The organism is Nonomuraea sp. NPDC005650, from assembly GCF_040605375.1.
Taxonomy (GTDB): Bacteria; Actinomycetota; Actinomycetes; order Streptosporangiales; family Streptosporangiaceae; genus Nonomuraea.
Genome location: NZ_JBEXCR010000035.1, coordinates 129,874 through 152,924, shown reverse-complemented (window position 1 = coordinate 152,924; position 23,051 = coordinate 129,874). Strand labels below are relative to the sequence as shown.

Here is a 23,051-nt window from a genome sequence, read left to right as displayed (position 1 = left end):
GCGCACGTGCCGCTGCCCCACCCGGCCACCGACCTGCTGACCGGAACGGCCGCGGACCACCAGGTCACGCTGGCGCCGCAGGCGGTCGCGGCCCTCGTCCAAGGAGCGGAATGAAGTTCAAGGACGGCTACTGGCGGCTGCGTCCCGGGGTGCGGGCCGACTACGCCGCGGCGGCGCACGACGTGACCGCCGACGCCGGCTCGCTGCGGATCCTGGCCCCGGCCAGGCCCATCACCCACCGGGGACACACGATCGACGGGCCGGTGCTGCGGGTGGACCTGTCGTCCCCGATGCCGGACGTGATCCGCGTCCGCACGGTGCACTTCGCCGGATCCGTCCCCGGCTCGCCGGTCTTCCAGGTGCGCGACGACGCCCCGGACGTGGAGCTCACCGTGGACGGCGAGCAGGCGAGCCTGACCAGCGGCGCGCTCACCGTGCGGGTGCGCAGGGACGCGCCCTGGGAGATGACCTTCAGCGCGGACGGGCGTGAGCTGACCCGCAGCGCCGGCAGGAGCCTGGGCGTCATGCGCGACCCCGCCGACCGGCACTACATGGTGGAGCAGCTCGGGCTGAGCGCCGGGGAGCTCGTGTACGGGCTCGGCGAGCGCTTCGGCCCCCTCGTGCGCAACGGGCAGTCCGTCGACATCTGGAACGAGGACGGCGGCACCAGCAGCGACCTGGCCTACAAGAACATCCCTTTCTACCTCACCAACCGCGGCTACGGCGTGTTCGTCAACCATCCCGGCCGGGTGTCGTTCGAGGTCGGCTCGGAGTCGGTGTCGCGGGTCCAGTTCAGCGCCGAGGGCCACGACCTGGAGTACCTCGTCATCCACGGGCCCACCCCCAAGGACATCCTGCGCCGCTACACGGCGCTGACCGGCCGCCCGGCGCTGCCGCCCGCCTGGTCGTTCGGGCTGTGGCTGTCCACGTCGTTCACCACCGACTACGACGAGGTGACGGTGGCCTCGTTCGTGGACGGGATGGCCGAGCGGGACCTGCCGCTGAGCGTGTTCCACTTCGACTGCTTCTGGATGCGCCGCTACCGGTGGTGCGACTTCGAGTGGGACCCGGAGGTGTTCCCCGACCCCGAGGGCATGGTCCGGCGGCTCAAGGAGCGCGGGCTGCGCGTCTGCCTGTGGATCAACCCGTACATCGGGCAGGCGTCGCCGCTGTTCGACGAGGGGGCTGCGGCCGGGCACCTGCTGCGCCGGCCGGACGGCACCGTCTGGCAGGACGACCACTGGCAGGCGGGCCGGGCGCTGGTGGACTTCACCTCCCCGGCCGCCCGCGAGTGGTACGCGGGCAAGCTGCGCGGGCTGCTCGACATGGGGGTGGACGCGTTCAAGACCGACTTCGGCGAGCGCATCCCCACCGACGTCGCCTACGCCGACGGCGCCGACCCCGAGCGCATGCACAACTACTACACGCTGCTCTACAACGAGACCGTGCACCGGGTGCTGGCCGAGCGGGGCGCGCCCGTGCAGTTCGCCCGGTCGGCCACGGTGGGCGGGCAGCGGCTGCCGGTGCACTGGGGCGGCGACTGCGAGTCGACGTACGAGGCGATGGCCGAGTCGCTGCGGGGCGGGCTGTCCCTGGGGCTGGCCGGGTTCGGGTTCTGGAGCCACGACATCGGCGGGTTCGAGGGGCGGCCCGATCCGGCCGTGTTCAAGCGCTGGGTGGCGTTCGGGCTGCTGTCGTCGCACAGCCGGCTGCACGGCAGCAGCTCGTACCGGGTGCCGTGGCTGTTCGACGAGGAGTCGGTCGAGGTGCTGCGCTCGTTCACGCGGCTGAAGGCGCGGCTGATGCCCTACCTGTACGGCGCCGCGGTCGAGGCCGCGGCCGAGGGGCTGCCGATGATGCGGGCCATGCAGCTGGAGTTCCCCGGGGACCGGGGCTGCGACCACCTCGACGCCCAGTACATGCTCGGGCCCGATCTGCTGGTGGCGCCGGTCATGTCGGCTGATGGTGATATTTCGTATTACGTCCCGGAGGGGACCTGGACCCGGCTGCTGGACGGCACGACCGTCACCGGGCCGGGGTGGCGTACCGAGCGGCACGGGTTCGACAGCCTGCCGCTGCTGGTGCGGCCCGGCGCGGTGCTGCCGACGGGCGCCCGCGACGACCGGCCCGACTACGACTACGCCGACGGCGTCACCCTGAACGCCTACCTGCCGGCCGACGGCGCCCGCCGCACCGTCACCGTGCCCGCTCCCGTGCCCGCTCCCGACGGCGGCGTCGGCGCCGTCTTCGAGGTGTCACGCACGGGCGACCGCGTCAGCGCCCGTCGCGTGGCCGGCACGGCCGCCCCGTGGAGCCTGCGGCTGCACGGCGGACCCCAGACTTCGGACGGGCCGCGGGTCACCGCGGAGCCCGGCACCGACGACATCGAGATCACCCTGTGAGGAGCAGCATGACCGCCTTCCCCGAGAACTTCCTGTGGGGCACCGCCACCGCCGCCTACCAGGTCGAGGGCGCCTGGAACGAGGACGGCCGCGGCCCGTCGATCTGGGACACCTTCTCCCACACCCCCGGACTGGTGACCAACGGCGACACCGGTGACGTGGCCTGCGACCACTACCACCGGATGGAGGAGGACCTGGACATCCTCGCCGGCCTGGGCGTGGGCGCGTACCGGTTCTCGATCTCCTGGCCGCGCGTCCAGCCGGGCGGGCGCGCGAACCAGCCCGGGCTCGACTTCTACTCGCGGCTGGTGGACGGGCTGCTGGCGCGCGGCATCGCCCCCGTCGCCACCCTCTACCACTGGGACCTGCCGCAGGAGCTGGAGGACGCGGGCGGCTGGCCCAACCGCGACACCGCCCACCGCTTCGCCGAGTACGCCGACCTCATGGGCCGCACGCTCGGCGACCGCGTCCGCACCTGGATCACCCTGAACGAGCCGTGGTGCTCGGCCTACCTGGGTTACGCCTCCGGCGTGCACGCCCCCGGCAGGACCGAGCCCGCCGCCGCCCTGGCCGCCGTCCACCACCTGAACCTCGGCCACGGCCTGGCCGTCCAGGCGCTGCGCGCGGTCGTCGACCCGGCGGCCCAGATGTCGGTCACCCTCAACCTGCACCACGTACGCGGCGAGTCCGAGCGCGACGCCGACGCCGTCCGGCGCGTGGACGCGGTGGCCAACCGGGCCTTCCTCGGCCCCATGCTGGAGGGCGCCTACCCGCGCGACCTCATCGCCGACACCGCCGCCGTGACCGACTGGTCGTTCGTGCGCGACGGCGACGAGACCACCGCATGTCAGCCGCTGGACCTGCTCGGGGTCAACTACTACAACCCCACCCTGGTCCGCCAGTGGGACGGGGACAGCGCGCGGGCGACCGCCGACGGGCACCAGGACGGGACTGCGTCGCCGTGGATCGCGTGCGACGACGTCGAGTTCGTCCCCCAGCCGGGCCCGTACACCGAGATGGGCTGGAACATCGACGAGACCGGCCTGACCGAACTGCTGCTGCGGCTGCACCGCGACTACCCGTCCACGCCCACGATGATCACCGAGAACGGCGCGGCCTTCGCCGACGTCGTCGACGCCGACGGCCGGATCAGGGACGAGCGGCGCGTCGACTACCTGCACCGGCACCTGTCCGCCGTGGCCGAGGCGATCGCGGCCGGGGCCGACGTGCGCGGGTACTTCGTGTGGTCGCTGATGGACAACTTCGAGTGGGCGCACGGGTACGCCAAGCGGTTCGGGATCGTCCGCGTGGACCCGGACACGCTCCAGCGCACGTGGAAGGACAGCGCCCACTGGTACCGCGACGTGGTCGCCACCGGCAAGCTGCCCGCCTGAGGCCGGCGGGCCTACGGCTTGCGGGCCACGCCTCCGACGAAGGTGTGGTACGTGATGCCCGGCGTGGCGCGGTCGTCGGGGCCCGGGCGCCACTCGGGCAGCGGCACCAGGCCGGGCTCCAGCAGTTCGAGACCGTCGAAGTAGGCGAGGATCTCCTCGCGGGTGCGCCACCGGCCGGTGCCGAGGTGCTCGTTGAAGATCCGCTCCGCCTCGTACGCCTGCTTCGACACCTCGGGGTGCTCGTCGCCCGGGTTGTGGAAGTGCGAGATCACCACGTGACTGCCCGGGGCGAGCGGCCCGATGAGCGCGGCGGCGACGCCGGCCGGGTCCTCGCCGTCGCCCAGGTGGTGCAGGATCCCGAACATCAGCAGCCCGACCGGCTCGCTGAAGTCGATCAGCGAGCGCGTCTTCTGATCGTCGAGGATCTTCTCCGGCTCGCGGGCGTCGGCCTCGACGATCGTGGTGCTGGCGTCCACGGCGAGCAGCGCGCGGCCGTGGACGAGCACGATCGGGTCGTGGTCGACGTAGACGACGCGCGAGTGCGGGGCCACCGCCTGCGCGATCTCGTGCACGTTGCCCTGCGTCGGCAGGCCGGAGCCGATGTCCAGGAACTGGCGGATGCCCGCCTCTGCCGCCAGGAAGTGGACCGTGCGCCGCAGGAACTCCCGGTTGGCCATGGCCGCCTCGGGCGCGTCGGGCGCGACCTTCAGAGCCGCCGCGGCCACCTGGCGGTCGATCTCGTAGTTGTCCTTGCCGCCGAGCATGTAGTCATAGACGCGGGAGACACTGGGCTTGGTGGTGTCGATCCCGCGAGGCGCGCGCTCCTGCTCGCTCTCGGGCACTGTCGGCTCCTCGGTCGGATGGGTGGAGCCATGATCCTAATTGGCAACCTCCGACTTATGCCGATATTTCGTGACGTAAGAGGCGGGCGGCTTCGGCCATTGCCCGCATCTTGCCCTCGGCCGACTCGCGCGGCAGATATTTCATCCCGCAGTCGGTGGCGATGACGACCCGGTCGGGCGACACGTGCCCGAACGCCCGGCGCACCCGCCCGGCCACCACCTCGACCGGCTCGACCTCCGGCGTGGACAGGTCGATCACCCCGAGGATGATCGTCTTGTCCTTGAGGTCGGACAGCACGCCGAGGTCCAGCCCCGACTGCGCGGTCTCGATCGACACCTGCCGCACCGGGCATCCGGCCAGCTCGGGCAGGAACGAGTACGCCTCCGGCCGCTCGTGGATGATGGCGGCGTACCCGAAGCAGATGTGCACCGCGGTCGTGCCGGTGACGCCGTCGAGGGCGGCGTTGAGCGCGGCCAGCCCGTAGGCGCGCGCGGCCTCGGGCCTGGCCTGCATGTACGGCTCGTCGATCTGCACGATGTCGGCCCCGGCGGCGAACAGGTCGCGGATCTCGGCGTTGACCGCCGCCGCGTAGTCCATCGCGGCGGCCTCGGCGTCCGGGTAGTGGTCGTTCTGCGCCTGCTGGCTCATCGTGAACGGCCCCGGCACCGTCATCTTGACCGGGCGATCGGTGTGCGCGCGCAGGAACCGCAGGTCGCCCACCTGGACGGGAGCCGGGCGGCGGATCGGGCCGACGATGCGCGGCACCGGGTTCGGGTGGCCGCTGCGGTCGAGCGCCGTGCCGGGGTCGTCGAGGTCGACGCCCTCCAGGGCGGTGGCGAAGTGGTTGGAGTAGCTCTCGCGGCGCATCTCGCCGTCGGTGAGGATGTCCAGCCCGGCGCGCTCCTGGGCCCGGATCGCCAGCTCGGTGGCGTCGTCCTGGGCCTGGGCGAGGCGCTCGGGCGGGATCCGCCACAGCTCCCTGGCCCGCACGCGCGGCGGGAATCGCCCGGCGAGCCTGGCGCGGTCGATCAGCCACTCTGGCTGGGGATAGCTCCCGACCAGCGACGTCGGCAGGATCACAGGTGCCTCCTTCTCCCGGATCCTCCTACTGTGCGCCTACGAGCGATCGACGTGAAGCACTTGCGTGCGTCTACCGGCGATCGACGTGGAGCACTTGCGGGCGTCTACCAGCGATCGACGTGGAGCACTTCGTCGAGCGGCTGCCGCTTCGCGGGGCCGAACGTCTCGCCGAGGAAATAGGCGGTCGGGATGAGCACGCCCTGGCGGACGTCGCCGGGGATGCCGAGCAACTCGGCGACCTCGCTCTCGTACGCCAGGTGCAGCGTCGTCCACGCCGTGCCCAGCCCGCGGGCGCGGGCGGCCAGCATGTAGCTCCAGGCGGCGGGCAGCAGCGACCCCCACAACCCGGACTGGTTCCCCTGGGGCAGCCCGCCCTCCGACACCGCGATGCACCCGATCACCAGCACCGGCACGTCCCCCATGTGCTCGGCCAGGTAGAGCGAGCTCTCGCCCACCCGCCGCTGCTGCGCCGCCCGGACCGGGTCGTCCTGGAACAGCGCCCGCGCGGAGGAGCCGGACTCGAAGTACGCCTGGTGCGAGCGCTCGTAGTAACCGCCGATCGCCTTGCGCAGCTCGGGGTCGGTCACCACCATCCAGTGCCAGCCCTGCCGGTTGCCGCCGCTGGGCGCCTGGAGCGCGACGTCGAGGCACTCGCGTACGAGCTCCAGAGGAACGGGGCGGGTGAGGTCGAGACGCTTGCGCACGCTGCGCGTGGTGGTGAGCAGCTCGTCGGGGCTCAGCGGTTCGATCGTCATGCGGCCATCATGTCAACGTGACCGCGTGATCCGAAGCGTCCGCTCCACCTCGGCGGTTCCCGCCGCGCGGGTCAGGTGTGGCCGAGGACGCGCAGGGCGGGCAGGGCGCGGTCGGCGTAGTCGAACAGGGCCTGGTTCTCCCAGCCGTTGCCCGACGACGGGTCCGCCGGGTCCCAGCCGTTGCCCTGGACGCCCGTCCAGGTCGCCTCCCAGGTGAACAGGCCCAGCCCCAGCCCGTCCGGGACCTGGCGGACGATGTCGGCGACCTTGGCCAGCATCGCGGCCTGGCCCTGCGGGGTCGCCTGGTAGCCGGGGTACGGCTCCGCCGAGACGATGATGTTCGGCCAGCCGTCGTCGTCCCCCGTCGTGAACGGGTACGCCGTCTCCACCACGACCACCGGCCGCCCGTAGCGGGTGGCGACGTCGTTGATGTTGGCCTGGAACGTCTCCAGGGTCCCGTGCCAGTACGGGTAGTATGACAGCCCGATCACGTCGTACCGGATGCCGTGGGCGGCGGCGTTGTCGAACCACCACCGGTAGAGCCCGTTGTCGCCCCCGTTGGCCAGGTGCAGCACGACCTCGGTCGAGCGCGACACCCGCTTGACCGCGTCATATCCGGCGTTCAGCAGGCGGGCGGTGTTCGCCCAGTCGGAGTTGGAGCCGTCCGGCCAGAGCAGGCCGCCGTTGATCTCGTTGCCCACCTGCACCATGTCCGCCGTGGTGCCCTGGCGGCGCAGGGCGGCGAGCACGTCGTAGGTGTGGTCGTACACGGCCTGCGTGAGCTGGTCGAGCGTGAGCGGCTCCCACGCGGCGGGTTTGAACTGCTTGCCCGGGTCCGCCCACGTGTCGGAGTAGTGGAAGTCCACCAGCAGCTTCATGCCCTGCGCCTTGGCCCGCTTGGCGACCGCGAGAATCCGGGCCTTGGTGTTGTAGCCGTCGGCCGGGTTCACCCAGACCTTGAGCCTGATGTAGTTGAGCCCGGCGTCCGACAGGATGCGCAGCGCGTCGCCCCGGTGGCCGCGGGCGTCGCGGTAGACGCCGCCGTACGCCTCCGACTTGGCGAGGCTGGAGACGTCCGCGCCCCTGATGCGCAGCACCCCCGCCTGTGCCGGGTGCGCGACGGTCAGGGACGCCAGGACTAACAGGAGCGTGGTCAGGATGCGTCTCATCGAGGGTCTCCCTAGGGGGTGGGGGCGATGACCGTGACCGCGCCGGGCGCGACGGTGACCGATCCTTCGTGCCGTACGCCGTCGAACACGCTCGTCCCGGTCACCCCCTCGACCGTCACGGGCTCGTCGCCGTGGTTGATCAGGAAGACGTGGCCGCCCCGGCGCACCAGTTCGAGGGTGTCGGGCAGGCCGCGCGGCCGGGACACGTTCGCGTGGTCGAGCACCTGGCCGAGCAGTTCGCGCAGGCCGCTGCCCCGTGGGGCGGTGGCGAGGTACCAGGCGCTGCCCGCGCCCAGGTCGTGGCGGGTGACGGCGGGGTGTCCCGCGTCGGGCCCGGTGGCGAAGTCCCGTACGGCGGCCGCGCCCGCCGGGCGGACCCGCTCGGACCAGATCCGGGCCTGGTCGCCGCCCGTCAGCGTCACCGTCTCGTGCTCGCGCAGCGGGTGGAACTCCTCGATCGACAGGCCCAGCAGCTCGCGCAGCGCGCCGGGGTGGGCGCCCGGGTGGATGGCGTCGTACTCGTCCACGATGCCGGAGAAGTAGGAGACGAGCAGGTCGCCGCCCGCCTCCACGTATCGGTGGAGGTTCTTGGCGGAGGCCTCGGTCAGCAGGTACGAGCTGGGCACCACCACCACCCGATATCCCGAAATATCGGCGGAAGGGTGGACGAAGTCGACCGTGACGTGCTCCCGCCACAGCGCCTCGTAGAAGGCGTCCATCCGCTCCCTGAACGTCAGGTCCACCGACGGCCGCCAGTCCAGCTCCAGCGCCCAGTACGACTCCCAGTCCCAGACCACCGCCACCTCGGCCCGTACCCGGCTCCCCCGCAGAGCGGCGAGCCCGCGCAGGTCGGCGCCCAGCCGGACCACCTCGCGCCACTGCTCGGAGTCGGTCCCCGCGTGCGGCACCATCCCCGAGTGGAACTTCTCCGCGCCGAACCGCGAGGCCCTGAACTGGAAGAACAGCACGCTGTCCGAACCGCGGGCCACGTGCGCCAGGCTGTTGCGGCGCATCTCGCCGGGGCGCTTGGCGAGGTTGCGCGGCTGCCAGTTGACCGCCCCCGCCGAGTGCTCCATGAGCATCCACGGCGCGCCGCCCGCCACCGAGCGGGCCAGGTCGGCGGACATGGCCAGGTCGATGTGGTTGTCCGGCCGCTCGGCCTTGAGGTAGTGGTCGTTGGCCACCACGTCCAGCTCGCGGGCCCACTGCCACAGGTCGGCGGACTTGCAGTTCACGGTGCCGGCGAAGTTCGTGGTGACGGGGATGCCGGGGGCGAGCTCGCGCAGGATGTCGCGCTGGAGCGCGTAGTGCTCGCGGTGCTGGCCGTCGCTGAAGCGGGCGTAGTCGAGGCGCTGGGCCGGGTTGACGACCGTGTGGTTGAAACGGGGGGCGTCGATCTCCGCCCAGTCGGTGTACGTCTGGCCCCAGAACGTGGCGCCCCAGGCGTCGTTCAACGCGGAGACCTCGCGATACGTGGCCTTGAGCCAGTCCCGCCAGGCGGCCACGCTGTGCTCGCAGTAGCACTCGCCGAGCGGCGCCCCGTACTCGTTGTGCACGTGCCACATGACCACGGCCGGATGCCCGCGGTAGTGCTCGCCCAGCGCGCGCACCAGCCGCGCGGTCGCCTCCCGGAAGGCCGGGGCGCTGGAGCAGGCGCTCTGCCTGCCGCCGAACCCGATCCGCGTCCCCTCCCTGGTCACCGGCAGCACATCCGGATATTTCCGGATGAACCACGCGGGCGGCGCGGCGGTCGGCGTGGCCAGGTCGACCGCGACCCCGGCCTCGTGCAACCGGTCGACGATCTCGTCCAGCCAGCCGAACTCGTAGCGCCCCTCCGCCGGCTCCATCAGCGCCCACGCGAACATGCCCAGGCTGACCAGGTTGACCCCGGCCTCGCGCATCAGGGCCACGTCCTCCTCCAGGACCTCGCGTGGCCACTGCTCCGGGCTGTAGTCGCCACCGAAGGCGATGCCGGCAGGACGCTCCGGGTACATCCGTCCCCCTTTTGAAGCTTTCTGTGAACGTGCACAGTAGCGCTCGCCCGCCTCCTCCGGGAACAGCCGCCCTCACTTCTCCCGATAATGGCTGATTAACGAGAACATAACGACCCCTTGACGCACGTTTCGCGCCTGTTTCACTCTGTGCACGTTCACAGAACCTTCTGGAGGTACGCATGCGCGCCAACCGCCTCGGAGCCGCCCTGGCCGTCGTGCTCACGGCCACTCTCGCGAGTTGCGGGTCCAGCGAACCCGCCAAGAGCACCGAGGCGGCGCAGGGCCCCACGGCCGCCGCCAAGGGACCGGTCAAGCTGACGTACTGGACCTGGGCCCCCAACATGGACAAGATCGCCGCCGTCTGGAACCAGTCGCACCCGGACATCCAGGTGACGGTCAGCAAGCAGGCGGGCGGCGACGACGCGGCGGCCAAGTTCCTCACCGCGGCCAAGGCCGGCAACCCGCCGGACCTGGTGCAGGCCGAGTACCAGCACCTGCCCTCGTTCGTGGCGGCCGACGCGGTGGCCGACATCAAGGCCGAGACCGCCTCGATCAAGGGCGAGTTCGCCGAGGGCCTGTGGGGCCTGGTCACGCTCGGCACCGAAGGCGTGTACGGCGTGCCGCAGGACAGCGGCCCGATGATGCTCTTCTACCGCAAGGACCTGTTCGACAAGTACGGCATCGCGGTCCCCAAGACCTGGCAGGAGTACGCCGACGCCGCGCGCACGGTGCACAAGAAGGACCCGAAGGCGTACCTCGGCACGTTCTCCAGCAAGGATCCGGGAGCGTTCACGGGCCTGGCCCAGCAGGCCGGAGCCCAGTGGTGGTCGATCAGCGGCGAGTCCTGGAAGGTGAACGTCGCCGACGAGCCCACCAAGAAGGTCGCCGACTACTGGGGCGGCCTGGTCAAGGAGGGCGTCATCGACGACATGCCGTTCTTCACCCCCGAATGGAACAAGGCACTCAACGACGGCAAGCTGCTGACCTGGCCGTCCGCGGTCTGGGCGCCGGGCGTGCTGGCCACCAACGCACCCAAGGCCAAGGGCGCGTGGGCCGCCGCGCCGCTGCCGCAGTGGAACGCGGGCGAGAACTTCAGCGGCTTCTGGGGCGGCTCCTCCACGGCCGTGTCCGCCAAGACGCCGAACAGGGCCGCCGCCGCCCAGTTCGTCACCTGGATGAACACCGACCCCGCCGCCCTGGACCTGCTGGTCAAGGAGGCCGCCATCTACCCGGCCGCCACCAAGGCCCAGTCGGCGCTCGGCCAGGCCCCCGACTACTTCTCCAACCAGCCCGACTTCTGGCAGCAGGCCGCCGCCGTCTCCGCCGTCGCGCGCGGCTTCACCTTCGGCCCGAACGTCGGCGCGACGTACAACGCCTTCAGGGACAACTTCGACAAGGCCGTGCAGAACAAGTCATCGTTCTCCGACGCGATCCAGGCCGTCCAGGACGCGACCGTCGCCGACATGCGCAAGTCCGGCTTCCAGATCGCCTCATGAAGAAGTCCGGGAGGGGGGCGTGGCCGTACCTGTTCCTGACCCCCGCGATCGTGCTGTTCACGCTCTTCCTCGCGGTGCCCATCGGGTACACCGTCTGGCTGGCGATGCACCGTACCAAGGTGTCCGGGCTCGGGCTGGGCAGGGGCGCACGGAAAGAGGTCTTCGTCGGGTTCGACAACTTCTCCGCCGCCCTGTCCGACCCCGAGCTGTGGCACGGCTGGCTGCGGGTGCTCGGCTACGGCGCGCTGGTGCTGGTCGTGATGCTCGGGCTGGCCCTGCTGTTCGCGCTGCTGCTGGACTCGGCGCGGGTGCGGCTGGCCCGGTTCTCCCGGATCGCGATCTTCCTGCCGTACGCGGTGCCGGGCGTGGCCGCCACGCTGCTGTGGGGCTTCCTCTACCTGCCCTCGCTCAGCCCCATCAAGGACGTCCTGGACGTCGACTTCCTCGGCGCGAGCACCGTCACGTACTCCATGGCGAACGTGGCGGTGTGGGGCGGGACCGGCTTCAACATGCTCGTGCTCTACACCACGCTCCGGGCGATCCCGCGCGACCTGTACGAGGCCGCGCGGCTGGACGGCGCCTCCGAGCTCCAGATCGCCCTGCGGGTGAAGATCCCGATCCTCACCCCGGCGATCATCCTGACCACCGTCTTCTCGATCATCGCGACCATCCAGGTGTTCACCGAGCCCACCACGCTGCGGCCGCTGACCAACACGATCAGCTCCACGTGGAGCCCGCTCATGAAGGTCTACCGCGACGCGTTCGTCACCGGCGACCTGTACTCGGCCGCCGCCACCTCGATCGTCATCGCGGCGATCTCGCTCGTCCTGTCGTTCGGGTTCCTGCGCGTGGTCCGCAACCGCGCCTTCGGGGAGGGCTGATGACCACGACACACCGCGCGACGGCCGCGCGCGAGCCGTGGGGGGTGGCCCCGACCGGGCTGCTCCTGCTCGGCGCGATCTACTGCCTGTTCCCGGTGCTCTGGGTGCTGATCGCGGCGACCAAGTCGCCGGGCGAGCTGTTCACCACCTCGACGCTGGCCTTCGGCACCGGCTTCCTCGACAACGTGTCCCAGCTGTTCGCCTACCGGGACGGGGTGTTCTGGCTGTGGGCGGGCAACACGCTGCTGTACGCGGGCGGCGGCGCGCTGCTGTCGACCGCGGTCTCGGCGATCTCGGGGTACGCGCTGGCGAAGTTCCGCTTCCCCGGCCGGAACCTCATCTTCAACCTGCTCATCGGCGGCATCCTCGTGCCGGCCGTGGTGCTGGCGATCCCGCAGTACCTGCTGTTCTCCAAGGTCGGGCTGGCCGACACCTACTGGGCCGTACTGCTGCCGCAGATCCTGCACCCGTACAGCATCTATCTGGCCCGCATCTACGCGGCGGCGGCCATCCCCGACTCGCTGCTGGAGGCGGGGCGGATCGACGGGGCCACGGAGTGGCGCCTGATGTACCGGGTGGCCCTGCCGCTGATGACGCCGGGCATGGTGACGATCTTCCTGTTCCAGTTCGTGGCCATCTGGAACAACTTCCTGCTGCCGTTCATCATGCTCGGCGACGACGGCAAGTTCCCGCTCACCGTCGGGCTCTTCACGCTGCTGGCGTCCGGGGCGAACCAGCCCGCCCTCTACAACCTGATCCTGACCGGGGCCTTCCTGTCGCTGATCCCCTTGATCGCGCTCTTCCTCACGATGCAGCGATACTGGAAGACCGATCTGTCCTCCGGAGCCGTCAAATGAAGCGCCCAACGATCCACGACGTCGCCGCCGCCGCGGGCGTCTCCCGCGGCACGGTGTCGCGGCTGCTCAACGGCGACAAGTACGTGAGCCCGGCGGCGCGCGTGGCCATCGAGCGGGCCATCTCGGAGACCGGCTACGTCGTCAACCGGGCCGCCCGCAGCCTCGTCACCCAGCGCACCGGGTCGATCGCGATGGTGCTGTCGGAGCCGCAGGAAAAGCTGTTCGAGGACCCCAACTACAGCACGACCATCCGGGTCGCCATCAGGATGCTCGCCGAGCGGGACCTGTCGCTGGTGATGATGCTGGCGGGCGACGAGGGCGACCGCGAGCGGGTGGTCCGCTACGTCCGGGGCGGCCACGCCGACGGGGTGTTGCTGATGTCGACGCACGCCGGCGACCCGTTCATCGACGCGCTGCGTTCGGGGCCGCCCGCGGTCTCCTGCGGCGCCGTCATCGGCAGCGAGGGCGTCATCCCGTACGCCGCCGCCGACGAGCGCCTGGGCGGGCGCCAGATGACCGAATACTTCGTGAACCAGGGCCGCAGGCGCATCGCCATGATCACCGGCCCGATGGACACCCCCGGCGGCATCCAGCGCCTCGAAGGCTTCGCCGACGTGCTGGGCCGCAAGGCGACCAAGAAGCTCATCGCGCACGGCGACTGGACGCGGGCCAGCGGCGAGCGCGCGATGACCGAGCTGCTGGCCCGCACGCCCGACATCGACGCCGTCTTCGTGGCCTCCGACCTGATGGCCGCCGGCGCCCTGGCCGCCCTGCGGGCCGCCGGTCGCGGCGTGCCGGACGACGTGGCGGTGGGCGGCTTCGACGACTCCTCGGTGGCCCTCTCGACGCACCCGCCGCTGACCACGATCCGCCAGCCGCTGGCGGAGGTGGCCCAGGAGACCGTACGCCTGCTGCTGGCGCTCATCGACGGCGCCGAGCACGTGGAGCCGGTCATACTGCCGACCGAGCTGGTGATCCGCGAGTCGGCCTGACAAGTGTTGACCCAACTTCCTGACCGGCATTTACCACTATTGCGGAATCTTGGCTGCTCGCGGCACTATGATCGCTATACGCCACCTCCGCACCACGGTGCGTACCCGAAGGAGCCGACCCTTGGCCGACCCTTGGCCGAAGCGCGCGCCGCGTCGAGTGAACACCTCCAGCCCCAACGCCTCCCGCGTCTACGACTTCATGCTCGGCGGCAAGGACAACTACGAGGCGGATCGCCGGACGGCGCTGCGGGCGCTGGAGATCGCCCCCGACGCGCCTGAGGCGGCGCGGGCGAACCGGGAGTTCCTCGGGCGCGTGATCAGGTTCCTGGCGGCGGAGGCCGGTCTGCGCCAGTTCCTGGACCTCGGCGCGGGGCTGCCGGCGCAGGAGAACGTGCACGAGATCGCCCAGTCGGCCGCCCCCGGCAGCCGGGTCGTCTACGTCGACCACGACCCGATCGTGCTGGTCCACGCCCGCGCGCTGCTGGCCGTGAACGCCCGGACCACGGTCGTCGAGGCGGATGTCAGGGACCCGGACGCGGTCCTCGACGATCCGGAGACCCGGCGCCTCATCGACTTCGGCGAGCCGGTCGGGCTGCTGATGTTCGGCGTCCTGCACCACCTGGGCGACCACGAGAACCCGGCCGGGGTCGCCACCCACCTGATGGCCCGCCTCCCGCCTGGCAGCCACCTGGCCGTCTCCCACTTCCACAATCCGGGCATGGACCACCCCGAGGCGTCAGCCCAGGCGTACTCGGCCGAGAAGCTGTTCCACGAGACCCTGGGCACGGGCCGGTGGCGCACCCGCGAGGAGATCCTCGCCTGTTTCGACGGCCTGGAGCTGCTGGAGCCCGGGCTCGTACCGCTCCCTGAATGGCGGCCGCACCCCGACGACGGCGCCCGCCCCGGCGTCGCCCATCACACCCTGCTCGGCGGCGTCGCGCGCAAGCCCCGGTGAGGGGTCACAGCGCGCCCGAGTACACCCAGCGGCCGTCGAGACGGACGAACCTGCTGTGCTCCTCCAGCTCCCCCGGACGGCCGCGTTCGACGTAGTGGGCGCGGAAGCGCACCGTGCCCTCGGTGTGGACGACGCTGCCGCCCGTCGTCTCCAGCACCTCCAGCCGCACCCAGCGCGTCTTCCTGTCCAGGTCGAGCCGGGCGGGACGCGCGGACGGGTGCCACGTGCGCAGCAGGTAGGCGGCGTCGCCCACGCCGAACGCGCTGTATCGGGACCGCATGAGCTGCTCGGCGGTGGCGGCCGCCGCCTCACCCCGGTGGAGCCTGCCGCAGCAGTCCTGGTAGGGGGCGGGCAGGCCGCACGGGCATGTACGAGGCATGACCCCTATTGTGCCGGGACCGGCAGCCGCCCCGTGAGGTCGGTCAGCGTGGGCCCGAGCGGGGCGTCCAGGGTGAGCGAGGCGTCGGCGTCGCCGCCGGTCGCCCCCTGGTTGACGATGGCGATGGGGATGCCGAGCGAGGCGGCCTTGGTGACGAACCGCAGCCCCGACCTGACCGTCAACGACGACCCCAGCACCAGCAGCAGGTGCGCGCCCGCGACCAGGGCGAAGCACTCGTCCACGCGGGCGCGGGGCACGTTCTCGCCGAAGAACACCACGTCGGGCTTGAGCAGCCCGCCGCACGCCGTGCAGCCGACCACCTGGAACCCGGCGACCTGCGCGTCGGTGAGCACGGCGTCGCCGTCGGGGTTGATCCGGGCGGCGGCGGCTTCCCAGCCGGGGTTGGCCGCCCGCAGCCGCCGCTCCAGGTCGGCGCGGGGCGTGCGCTCGCGGCACGACAGGCACACCACCCGGTCGAGCCCGCCGTGCAGCTCGATCACCCGCCGCGCCCCGGCCGCCTGGTGCAGGCCGTCGACGTTCTGGGTGACGATGCCGGCCAGCAGCCCGCGCCGCTCCAGCTCGGCCACGGCCCGATGGCCGGCGTTGGGCAGGGCCCGGCCGATCTGCCGCCAGCCGACGTGGCTGCGCGCCCAGTATCGCTGCCGCGCCTCCGCGCTGCCGGTGAAGCGCTGGTAGGTCATCGGCTCCGCCGGCCGGGCCCGGCCGGTCGGCCCCCGGTAGTCGGGGATGCCGGACTCGGTCGACAGGCCCGCGCCGCTGAGCACGGCCACGCCTCCCCCGGCGACCAGCTCGGCCAGTCGTGTCACTGTCACACCATCCATGGTGCCTGATCTCCGCGCCCGCCCGTCCCCCGGCCCTGGGGACGGGCGGCCACGCTCAGTCCCCCGTGCGTTCCTCGGCCTCGGCGATCCGCTCGGCGCTCCACAGCCGCCGCATCTCCGGGCAGCTCTCCAGCAGTTCGCCGAGCCGCCCGCGCCCCGCGACCCGGCCGCGGTCGAGCACGACGATCTGGTCGGCGCGTTCGAGCGCGGCCTGCCGGTGGGAGACGACCAGCAGGGTGCCGTGGCCGGCGATGCGCTCCCACAGGAGCCGCTCGGTCTCGACGTCGAGCGCGGACGACAGGTCGTCCACGACCAGCAGGTCGGGATCGCGTACGAGGGCGCGCGCGGCGGTGGCCCGCTGCACCTGCCCGCCGGACAGCCGCACCCCGCGCGGCCCCACCACCGTGTCGAGCCCGTCGGGCATGGCGGCCAGGTCCGGCTCGAACGCGGCCAGCTCCAGCGCCCGCGCGATCTCGGCGTCGGTCGCGGGCCGGCCGAGGAGCAGGTTCTCGCGCAGGGTCTCGGAGAACAGCCTCGGGACCTGGCTCGCGTATGCCGCCCGGCCGGGGACGAGGAACGTGCCGGGGTCGCCGACGGGCTCGCCGTTCCACGAGATCGTGCCCTCGTCCAGCGGCAGCAGGCCGAGCAGGGCGCGTACCAGGGTGGTCTTGCCCGAGCCGACCGCGCCGGTGACGACCGTGAACGAGCCGCGCTCGACGCGCAGGTCGATCCCCCGCACCCCGCCCGCGCTCAGCCCGCGCGCCTCGAACACCCGCAGCGGCCCGGAGTGCCGGGGCACGGCCGGAACGGCCGGCGGGTCGCGGCGCAGCCAGACGTCGGCGCCGCGCGACAGGTCGTCGGCGCTCTCGTGCGGCGCCATCAGCCGGGTGAGCCGGTCCGTGGCGACCGCCGCCTGCGGCAGGCGGTAGAGGATGGTGCCGATCGACCGGGGCAGGGCGGTCAGCCAGCCGATGTAGCTGGTGAACAGCGCGAGGTCGCCCACCGTGAACTCGCCGCCGCGCATCGCGGGGGCGGCCAGCAGCAGGACGAGCCCGATGCCGAGCTCGACGGTCGCGCCGGTTGTGGCGTCCAGCAGGTCGGTGGCCAGGCGGTCTTTCACGGCGGCGGCGCGCCGCCGCCGGTTGTGCTCGCGCAGCCGCTCCAGCGCCGCCGCCTCGGCCCCCGCGGTCTTGATCGCGAGCACGCCGCCGAAGATCTCGCCCACGTACGCCGTCACGGCCGCGCCGAGCGTCCTGGCCCGCCGGTGCAGCCGCCCGATGGTCCGCCGCATGAGCCGGCTCAGCACGCCGATCGCGATCATCGGCAGCACCAGCACCAGCGTGATGACGGGGTCGACGTACGCCATGATCGCCAGCGCGGCGGCGGCGAAGAGCGTCGTCCCGGCCAGGTTGACGCTCTCGTCGGTGAAGTCGACCGCGTCGGCCACGTCGTCCCGCAGGCGGGCGACGGACTCGCCGGACGAGTGCGGCAGCCGCGCCGCGGCGGGGCCGCGGGCGGTGAGGACGGAGCGCAGGGTGTTGGCGCGCAGCAGGGTGGCCGACGCGGCCCACCAGTAGACCCCGTACGTCCACGCGATGACGATCATCAGCCCCCGTGCGACCTCCACGCCCACGAACGCCGCGCACAACCACAGCGCCCAGCCCAGGTCGCCGCCGAGCCCGTCGAAGATCCGCTGCAGGACGAGGCCGCTCGCGATCGGGATGACGTGGACCGGCAGCCAGAGCAGCGCGCCGATGAGGAAACGCCGGAAGTCGAACGTGGCCAGCCTGGTGGCCACCAGCATCACCGGCTTCACCGGCTCACCCCCGCCAGGTCGAGCAGGCGCCCGAACCTGCTGCCGGGGTCGGCGGCGAGGTCGGCGCGGCGGCCGTACTCGACGATCTTGCCGTGGTCGAGCACGGCGATCTTGTCCACGCGCGACAGCGAGGACAGGCGGTGCGCGATGATCACGCCGGTCCGGCCGTCGAGCAGGCGGTCGATGCTCTGCTCGATGCGGCGCTCGGTGGCGGGGTCGAGCCGGCTGGACGCCTCGTCGAGCACGACGAGCCCGGGGTCGGCCAGGAACGCGCGGGCGAACGCGATGAGCTGCGCCTCCCCCGCCGACACCGCGCGCAGCTCGGTGTCGAGTCCGTCGGGCAGGGCGGCCAGCCAGTCGCCGAGCCCGACGCCGTGCAGGACCTCGCGCAGCAGCTCGTCCCCCGGCGCGTCCGGTCGCCGGGGCCGGAAGAGCGTCAGGTTGTCGCGCAGGCTCGCCGCGAAGAGCTGCACGTCCTGGGTGACCACGCCGATCCGCGTCCGCACGGACGCCTCGTCCGCCTCGCGCAGGTCCAGCCCGCCGACCCGTACGGCGCCCTCGGTCGGGTCGTACAGGCGCAGCGCCAGCCGGGCGAGCGTGGTCTTGCCGCTGCCGGTGCGTCCCACCAGGCCGAGCGTCTCGCCGGGGGCCAGCGTGAGGGTGACGCCGGACAGCACCTGCTCGTCGTCGCCGGGGTAGGCGAAGCCGACGCCGTCCAGGCGCAGGCCGAGCGGGCCGGTCTCGGGCAGGCTCCGGGCGCCCTCGGGCAGCGTGCGCCGCTCGGCCAGCAGGTCCCCGATGCGGGCCAGGCCGGCCAGCGCCGCCTGGTACTGCCTGATCTGGTCGATGAGCCGCTCGAACGGCGTGCGTACCATCAGCGTGTACTGGAAGATCAGCACGGCGGTGCCGATCGTGAGCGTCCCCGACCGCAGCGCCCAGGCGGCGAGCCCGAGCATGATCGCGGTGCCCGCGGCGAACGCCACCGACGTGCCCGCCAGCAGCGTGGTCCCAACGCGCGCGTCCCTGAATTCGGCGCGGAAGAGGGCGGCGCTGACCTGGTGGAAGCGGCGTACGGTGTGCTCGCCTGCGCCGTTGGCCCTGAGGTCCTCCGCGCCGGCCAGCCGTTCCTCCAGCATGCCGAACAGCCGCGCGCTCGCCGCGCGCGACCGGGCGGCGGACGGCACGGCCAGCCGCTGGGCCCGGGCCATCCCGAACCCGATCAGCAGGCAGTAGGCCAGCAGCGCGCAGCCGATGCGCCAGTCGACGCCGACCACGATGACCACCACCCCGGCCAGGAGCAGCACGCTGGCCACGACGTCCAGGAGGAACGCGACGACGAAGTCGGCCACGGCCACCACGTCGCCGTCCACGCGTTCGATCATCTCGCCGGGCGTGTGCCGGCCGTGGAAGGCCAGGTCCAGCCCGAGCGCGTGCTGGGCCAGGCGCTCGCGCAGGCGGTTGGTGCCGTCCCAGGCCAGGCGGCTGGCCAGCCACGCGGTGACCATCCTGGCGGCCTGGCCGGCGACGGCGAGCGCCAGGTAGCCGAGGGCGATCATGGTCAGGTGTCTGATGCTCGCGCCGCCGGCGGCGTCGTCCACGAAGCGGCGGGTGATCTGCGGCGCCGCCAGCGGGAGCGCGGTGGCGGCGGCGACGGCCGCAGCGAGCGCGGCCGTCTGTCGGGGTCCTGGGCGCAGCAGGCGCAGGACGGAGGTGCTATGCGGGTGGGTCCCCGGGTCGAACGGTCTCGACGACAAACGTCATGCCCTTTGGATAGGAGGTCTCTTGGCTCTGGCGGGACATGAACGCTGTCCTCATCGCGCGCCTCCTACCGATCCGACGGGCTTGCTCCGGGGCAGTACACCAGCCCTGCGCGAGCCGGGGCAACCGATTTATCCGCTCCCTCCGGGCGTTCCCTCCCGGCTATATCCGCTCCGTCCCGGCTTATCCGCTCCCTCTCCGCGCCCCTCTCCGTGCTCCGGGCCACGGCCCGCGCGCCGGCAGCACGCCCCGGCCACCCGGCACACCCTCTTCCCCGGCCAGGTGTCCGAGGCGTCCCGCAACCGCGCCCCCTCAACGGGCCCGGCGTCATCGGCCGCCCCCAGGACCTCCTCCCGGTCTCGACGTATGGGGCGGATCACCCACCCCGGCGACCACTCCCGGAACCGGCCCCCGCCCGGCTCGAACACCCACCACAGGACCGCACCGTGCCCGGCCACGAGCCCCGCACTCCAGGACAGCAGCCGCGGCCCGTTCAAGAAGTGCGACGAGCGGTTCCATCAGCGGCATTCCCCCTGCCACGGGTACGGGTGCGCCGCCCGCGCGCGCGGCGACACCGGGTCGGCCGTCCGCGAGCACGCGTCGGCGCGCACGTCGGCCGGCCCCGGATACCGGACGACCGCCCGCGAGCGCGGGACCGGCGCCGGGGAGCAGGTGTCCGCCGTCTCCGGTTTCGGCCGGGGCACCGGGCCGCTGCCGGCCGGGCGCACGTAGACGCAGCGGAGCTCGGCGGCGAACCTCAGCCCGCCGTCGCGCAGCCAGCACTCCTCCGGCCCCGGCAGTGTCTCGGTCAGCGTGAGCCGCTCGGCCGTGGCCGCCAGACGGGCCAGCCCCTCGACGAGCGCGGGCGCGCGGGTGTCCACGTGGATCGGCCGGCGTTCGCGGGGGGACGCGGCGAAGAACGTCACGGGCAGGTCGTGCGTCTCCCGCAACCGCGCCATCGCGACCAGCAGCTCGCGATCCCCGGTGGCCTGACCGAGCGCCTCGAACGACGCCCGCCCCACGCGCCAGGCGCGCCGCGAGATGACCACGTTGTCCCAGGTCAGCCGGGGCACCCGGGAGAGGTGCCGCAGGTCCGGCCGCCGCACCCTGGGCAGGGCGAGCGCCGTGTGCAGCGCCGTGTCGTCGTGCTCGCCGTTGTGGAGCAGCAGCGGCCCGTCCACCCCCGTGGCCCGCAGGACGGCGCGGCGCCCGTCGCTGTGCACGTACAGCTCGTCGAGCCCGATCCGCCGCCGCCCGCCGTCGGCCGTCACGCCACCCAGCTCCAGCACCGGACCGGGGAACTCCAGCGGCGGCCCGCCGGCCGAGCGGCGCGAGATGACGTTGAGCGCGGTGTGGCCGCCGAGCGCCCGTACGATCGCCGCGTCCCGCTCGGCGAGGAGCGCGCCGCCGTCGGGGTGGAGCCGCAGGGCCCACGGCGTGAGCAGCGCGACGTCGTGCAGGTCTCCGAGGACCAGCGGGGTCAGCCCGGGCTCGTACGCCTCCAGCGACGGCGCGGCCACCATGACGTCGGCCGAGCAGAGCACGGGCGCGGCCGGCGGAAGCGGGTCGTCCAGCAGGTCCGCGAGGTCCACGGTGGCGGTGCCGGGCGGCGCGGCGCGCACGATGGCGGCGATCCGCTGCGCGAGGCGGTCACCGTACCGGATCTCCAGGTCGTCGGTGGCCCCCAGCACCTCGGCCAGCCCGAACGTGCCCGCGCCGAGCCGCCCGGCGAGCAGCCGGTTGGTGCGCTGCCTGGTCAGCTCGGCGTCGGCGGCGAGCAGGTCGAGCACCCGGGGCACGCGGCTTTCCAGGTCGGCCGCCAGCCCCTCGCCGACGGTCACCCGGAGCGTGCCCGCGGCGGCCTCGTGCACGGTGACGCGGTCATCGCGGGGCCGGTCGTCGTGCGCCCGCCCGTCCTGGCGCCCGCTGCCGGCCAGCGTCTCGATCCGCCGCTGCAGGGCCAGCTTCACGTCGGGAGAAGCGGCTGGATACTGGGCGAGCAGTTCGGTGATCTCCCGTACGCGCCTGCCCACCGACAGGTCACCACCTGTGCGAGGAGCATCCAGGCGGGGGACGTCCGGACCGTGAGCATCCGGACCCTGGGTGTCTGAGTCGTGGGCATCCGGACCGTGCGCGCCTGCGCCGTGAACGTCTGGACGGCAAGCGTCAGGACCGTGGGCGTCCGGGCGGCGGGCTTCTGAGCCGTGGGCGTCAAGGCGAGGGGCATCCGGGCCGTGGGCATCCGGGCGGGGGGCGTTCTGGCGGGGGGTCTCGGTGGGGAGGCGTTCGCGGAGCCAGGACAGCGGGTCGGCGACCGTGGCCGGCGGGCAGAGGTCGTGGGTCAGCAGCCCGCGGCGCACCGCCACCGCCAGCGCCGCGGCGGCCTGCTCCAGCTCCGTCCCCGACTCCGCGGCGATCTCGGCCAGCGTCCGGCGCCCGTCGCACAGCGCGACGAGCGCCTCCGCGTCGGCCATGGCGTCCGGCATGGCGCCCACCCACGTCCTGCGGCGCGGCACCAGCCCCGCCACGAGCGTGGGGTCGGCCAGGACGCGCTGCTGGAGCGACTCGCTCACCCAGTCGGCCGGGTACGCGACCCGCCGCGGGCGCGCCCGATGTCCTGACCACGTGTGGCCGCTGACCGGCGCGAGCTCGACGCGGCCGTGGTCGAGCGGCCCGAGGCGGCACGTGGCGCAGAGCTCCTGCAGGACCGAGCCGACCAGGCGCCGCAGCCGGCCGCCCTTGGCGGTGCCGCGCCGCAGGTCGCGGTAGAGGCCGGGCGCGGAACGCACGAGGGCGTCCAGGAAACGCTCGTCGGCGGCGATCTCGGCCGCGGCCGACCGGGCGAGCGCCGCGTCGGCGGACGTCGTGCCCGCCAGGGCGAGCCGGGCCTCCTCCAGCGGGCCGGTCACCTCGTTCCAGGCCGCGAGCCAGCCGGCGGGCGCGGGCGTGTCGTCCGGGAGGGGACGCAGGTCGCGCAGGCGGCTGCGCAGGCCACGCGGCAGCCGCCCGCTTCCCGTCCCACCCGTGGGACGGGGGTCCCCGCCTGCGGCGCTGCGGTCCGGGCGGGGGGCCATTGCCGGGGTGGCGCGGGACGGGGCGTCGGCGAGCAGGGCGAGCGCCTGCCGTTCCAGGCGGACGACCTCGGCAGCCGCCGCGGCGGCCCGCGGGTAGGCCAGGGAGCGGACGAGCTCCCAGGGAAAGCCCGCGCTCCGGACGGCCACGGCCGGCAGCAAAGTCCAGTCCTGCTCGCTCACAGGGCCACCCCTTCTCGCGCGGAGTCGACACCCGGCACGTCTCAACTCAAGATATTTACAAGATCATCTTTACTTGTCAATGAAACCGCCGATGAGAAATCAATGAGCGGGCCGTAACCAATCGACCACCGGCACCAGCAGATCCCGTCATAAGGTGCCGAGTCGTTTACCTCCGCTTTTAATC

The 23,051-nt window shown here is 72.7% G+C and carries 17 protein-coding genes; 7 read left to right on the top strand and 10 right to left on the bottom strand.

The window, feature by feature from the left end; genetic code table 11:
• Window positions 1-110 precede the first annotated feature (110 nt).
• The gene (yicI, locus tag ABZS69_RS46125) at window positions 111-2,402 is read left to right on the top strand and encodes an alpha-xylosidase (RefSeq protein ID WP_355384604.1); all 2,292 of its coding nucleotides are present in this window, start codon (window positions 111-113) and stop codon (window positions 2,400-2,402) included.
• An 8-nt stretch (window positions 2,403-2,410) separates the two neighbouring features.
• Window positions 2,411-3,796, top strand: a complete 1,386-nt coding sequence (locus tag ABZS69_RS46120; protein ID WP_355384601.1) for a GH1 family beta-glucosidase — start codon at window positions 2,411-2,413, stop codon at window positions 3,794-3,796.
• A gap of 11 nt (window positions 3,797-3,807) precedes the next feature.
• Here the strand turns inward: ABZS69_RS46120 and ABZS69_RS46115 are convergent, their stop codons facing one another.
• From ABZS69_RS46115 to ABZS69_RS46095, 5 genes are all read right to left on the bottom strand, one after another.
• Entirely contained in the window at window positions 3,808-4,638 is an 831-nt protein-coding gene (locus tag ABZS69_RS46115) for an SAM-dependent methyltransferase (RefSeq protein WP_355384598.1), read from the bottom strand.
• Window positions 4,639-4,693: 55 nt separating this feature from the next.
• Window positions 4,694-5,719, bottom strand: coding sequence for a hypothetical protein (locus ABZS69_RS46110; RefSeq protein WP_355384595.1), 1,026 nt, complete (start codon window positions 5,717-5,719; stop codon window positions 4,694-4,696).
• 104 nt (window positions 5,720-5,823) lie between these two features.
• A complete protein-coding gene (locus ABZS69_RS46105; RefSeq protein ID WP_355384592.1) occupies window positions 5,824-6,474 on the bottom strand; it encodes a nitroreductase family protein in 651 nt (216 codons plus the stop codon).
• 71 nt (window positions 6,475-6,545) lie between these two features.
• A complete protein-coding gene (locus ABZS69_RS46100; RefSeq protein ID WP_355384589.1) occupies window positions 6,546-7,643 on the bottom strand; it encodes an arabinogalactan endo-1,4-beta-galactosidase in 1,098 nt (365 codons plus the stop codon).
• 11 nt (window positions 7,644-7,654) lie between these two features.
• The gene (locus tag ABZS69_RS46095; RefSeq protein ID WP_355384586.1) at window positions 7,655-9,637 is read right to left on the bottom strand and encodes a beta-galactosidase; all 1,983 of its coding nucleotides are present in this window, start codon (window positions 9,635-9,637) and stop codon (window positions 7,655-7,657) included.
• Between the two features lie 179 nt (window positions 9,638-9,816).
• Here ABZS69_RS46095 and ABZS69_RS46090 point away from each other — a divergent pair, with 179 nt between their 5' ends.
• The 5 genes from ABZS69_RS46090 to ABZS69_RS46070 all read left to right on the top strand — a co-directional run bounded on the left by ABZS69_RS46090 (window position 9,817) and on the right by ABZS69_RS46070 (window position 14,818).
• Window positions 9,817-11,133: an extracellular solute-binding protein gene (locus ABZS69_RS46090; RefSeq protein WP_355384583.1), complete on the top strand. Its 1,317-nt coding sequence runs from the start codon at window positions 9,817-9,819 to the stop codon at window positions 11,131-11,133.
• On the top strand, window positions 11,130-12,014 hold the full coding sequence (locus ABZS69_RS46085) for a sugar ABC transporter permease (protein WP_355384580.1): 885 nt from the start codon (window positions 11,130-11,132) through the stop codon (window positions 12,012-12,014). Before ABZS69_RS46090 ends, ABZS69_RS46085 begins: the two co-directional genes overlap by 4 nt.
• Entirely contained in the window at window positions 12,014-12,871 is an 858-nt protein-coding gene (locus tag ABZS69_RS46080; RefSeq protein WP_355384577.1) for a carbohydrate ABC transporter permease, read from the top strand. Before ABZS69_RS46085 ends, ABZS69_RS46080 begins: the two co-directional genes overlap by 1 nt.
• Window positions 12,868-13,863: a LacI family DNA-binding transcriptional regulator gene (locus ABZS69_RS46075; RefSeq protein WP_355384574.1), complete on the top strand. Its 996-nt coding sequence runs from the start codon at window positions 12,868-12,870 to the stop codon at window positions 13,861-13,863. The genes ABZS69_RS46080 and ABZS69_RS46075 overlap by 4 nt, the downstream gene beginning before the upstream one ends.
• A gap of 121 nt (window positions 13,864-13,984) precedes the next feature.
• Window positions 13,985-14,818, top strand: coding sequence for an SAM-dependent methyltransferase (locus tag ABZS69_RS46070; RefSeq protein WP_355384571.1), 834 nt, complete (start codon window positions 13,985-13,987; stop codon window positions 14,816-14,818).
• Between the two features lie 4 nt (window positions 14,819-14,822).
• On the opposite strand, the gene ABZS69_RS46065 is transcribed toward ABZS69_RS46070, so the two are convergent.
• From ABZS69_RS46065 to ABZS69_RS46045, 5 genes are all read right to left on the bottom strand, one after another.
• Window positions 14,823-15,197, bottom strand: a complete 375-nt coding sequence (locus ABZS69_RS46065; RefSeq protein ID WP_355384568.1) for a YchJ family protein — start codon at window positions 15,195-15,197, stop codon at window positions 14,823-14,825.
• 5 nt (window positions 15,198-15,202) lie between these two features.
• Window positions 15,203-16,039, bottom strand: a complete 837-nt coding sequence (locus ABZS69_RS46060; RefSeq protein ID WP_355384565.1) for an NAD-dependent protein deacetylase — start codon at window positions 16,037-16,039, stop codon at window positions 15,203-15,205.
• Window positions 16,040-16,094: 55 nt separating this feature from the next.
• Entirely contained in the window at window positions 16,095-17,855 is a 1,761-nt protein-coding gene (locus tag ABZS69_RS46055) for an ABC transporter ATP-binding protein (RefSeq protein ID WP_355384562.1), read from the bottom strand.
• A complete protein-coding gene (locus ABZS69_RS46050; RefSeq protein WP_355384559.1) occupies window positions 17,852-19,609 on the bottom strand; it encodes an ABC transporter ATP-binding protein in 1,758 nt (585 codons plus the stop codon). The genes ABZS69_RS46055 and ABZS69_RS46050 overlap by 4 nt, the downstream gene beginning before the upstream one ends.
• Before the next feature lie 522 nt (window positions 19,610-20,131).
• Window positions 20,132-22,867 carry a hypothetical protein gene (locus tag ABZS69_RS46045; protein ID WP_355384556.1) on the bottom strand — a complete coding sequence of 912 codons (2,736 nt, stop codon included), beginning with the start codon at window positions 22,865-22,867 and terminating at the stop codon, window positions 20,132-20,134.
• Window positions 22,868-23,051: the final 184 nt, after the last annotated feature.

What these genes read in the sequence shown, in the direction of transcription:
- yicI (WP_355384604.1), top strand. Translation starts at nt 111, where the DNA reads ATGAAGTTCAAGGACGGCTACTGGCGGCTGCGTCCCGGGGTGCGGGCC.
- ABZS69_RS46120 (WP_355384601.1), top strand. Translation starts at nt 2,411, where the DNA reads ATGACCGCCTTCCCCGAGAACTTCCTGTGGGGCACCGCCACCGCCGCC.
- ABZS69_RS46105 (WP_355384592.1), bottom strand. Translation starts at nt 6,474, where the DNA reads ATGACGATCGAACCGCTGAGCCCCGACGAGCTGCTCACCACCACGCGC.
- ABZS69_RS46100 (WP_355384589.1), bottom strand. Translation starts at nt 7,643, where the DNA reads ATGAGACGCATCCTGACCACGCTCCTGTTAGTCCTGGCGTCCCTGACC.
- ABZS69_RS46095 (WP_355384586.1), bottom strand. Translation starts at nt 9,637, where the DNA reads ATGTACCCGGAGCGTCCTGCCGGCATCGCCTTCGGTGGCGACTACAGC.
- ABZS69_RS46090 (WP_355384583.1), top strand. Translation starts at nt 9,817, where the DNA reads ATGCGCGCCAACCGCCTCGGAGCCGCCCTGGCCGTCGTGCTCACGGCC.
- ABZS69_RS46085 (WP_355384580.1), top strand. Translation starts at nt 11,130, where the DNA reads ATGAAGAAGTCCGGGAGGGGGGCGTGGCCGTACCTGTTCCTGACCCCC.
- ABZS69_RS46080 (WP_355384577.1), top strand. Translation starts at nt 12,014, where the DNA reads ATGACCACGACACACCGCGCGACGGCCGCGCGCGAGCCGTGGGGGGTG.
- ABZS69_RS46075 (WP_355384574.1), top strand. Translation starts at nt 12,868, where the DNA reads ATGAAGCGCCCAACGATCCACGACGTCGCCGCCGCCGCGGGCGTCTCC.
- ABZS69_RS46065 (WP_355384568.1), bottom strand. Translation starts at nt 15,197, where the DNA reads ATGCCTCGTACATGCCCGTGCGGCCTGCCCGCCCCCTACCAGGACTGC.
- ABZS69_RS46060 (WP_355384565.1), bottom strand. Translation starts at nt 16,039, where the DNA reads ATGGATGGTGTGACAGTGACACGACTGGCCGAGCTGGTCGCCGGGGGA.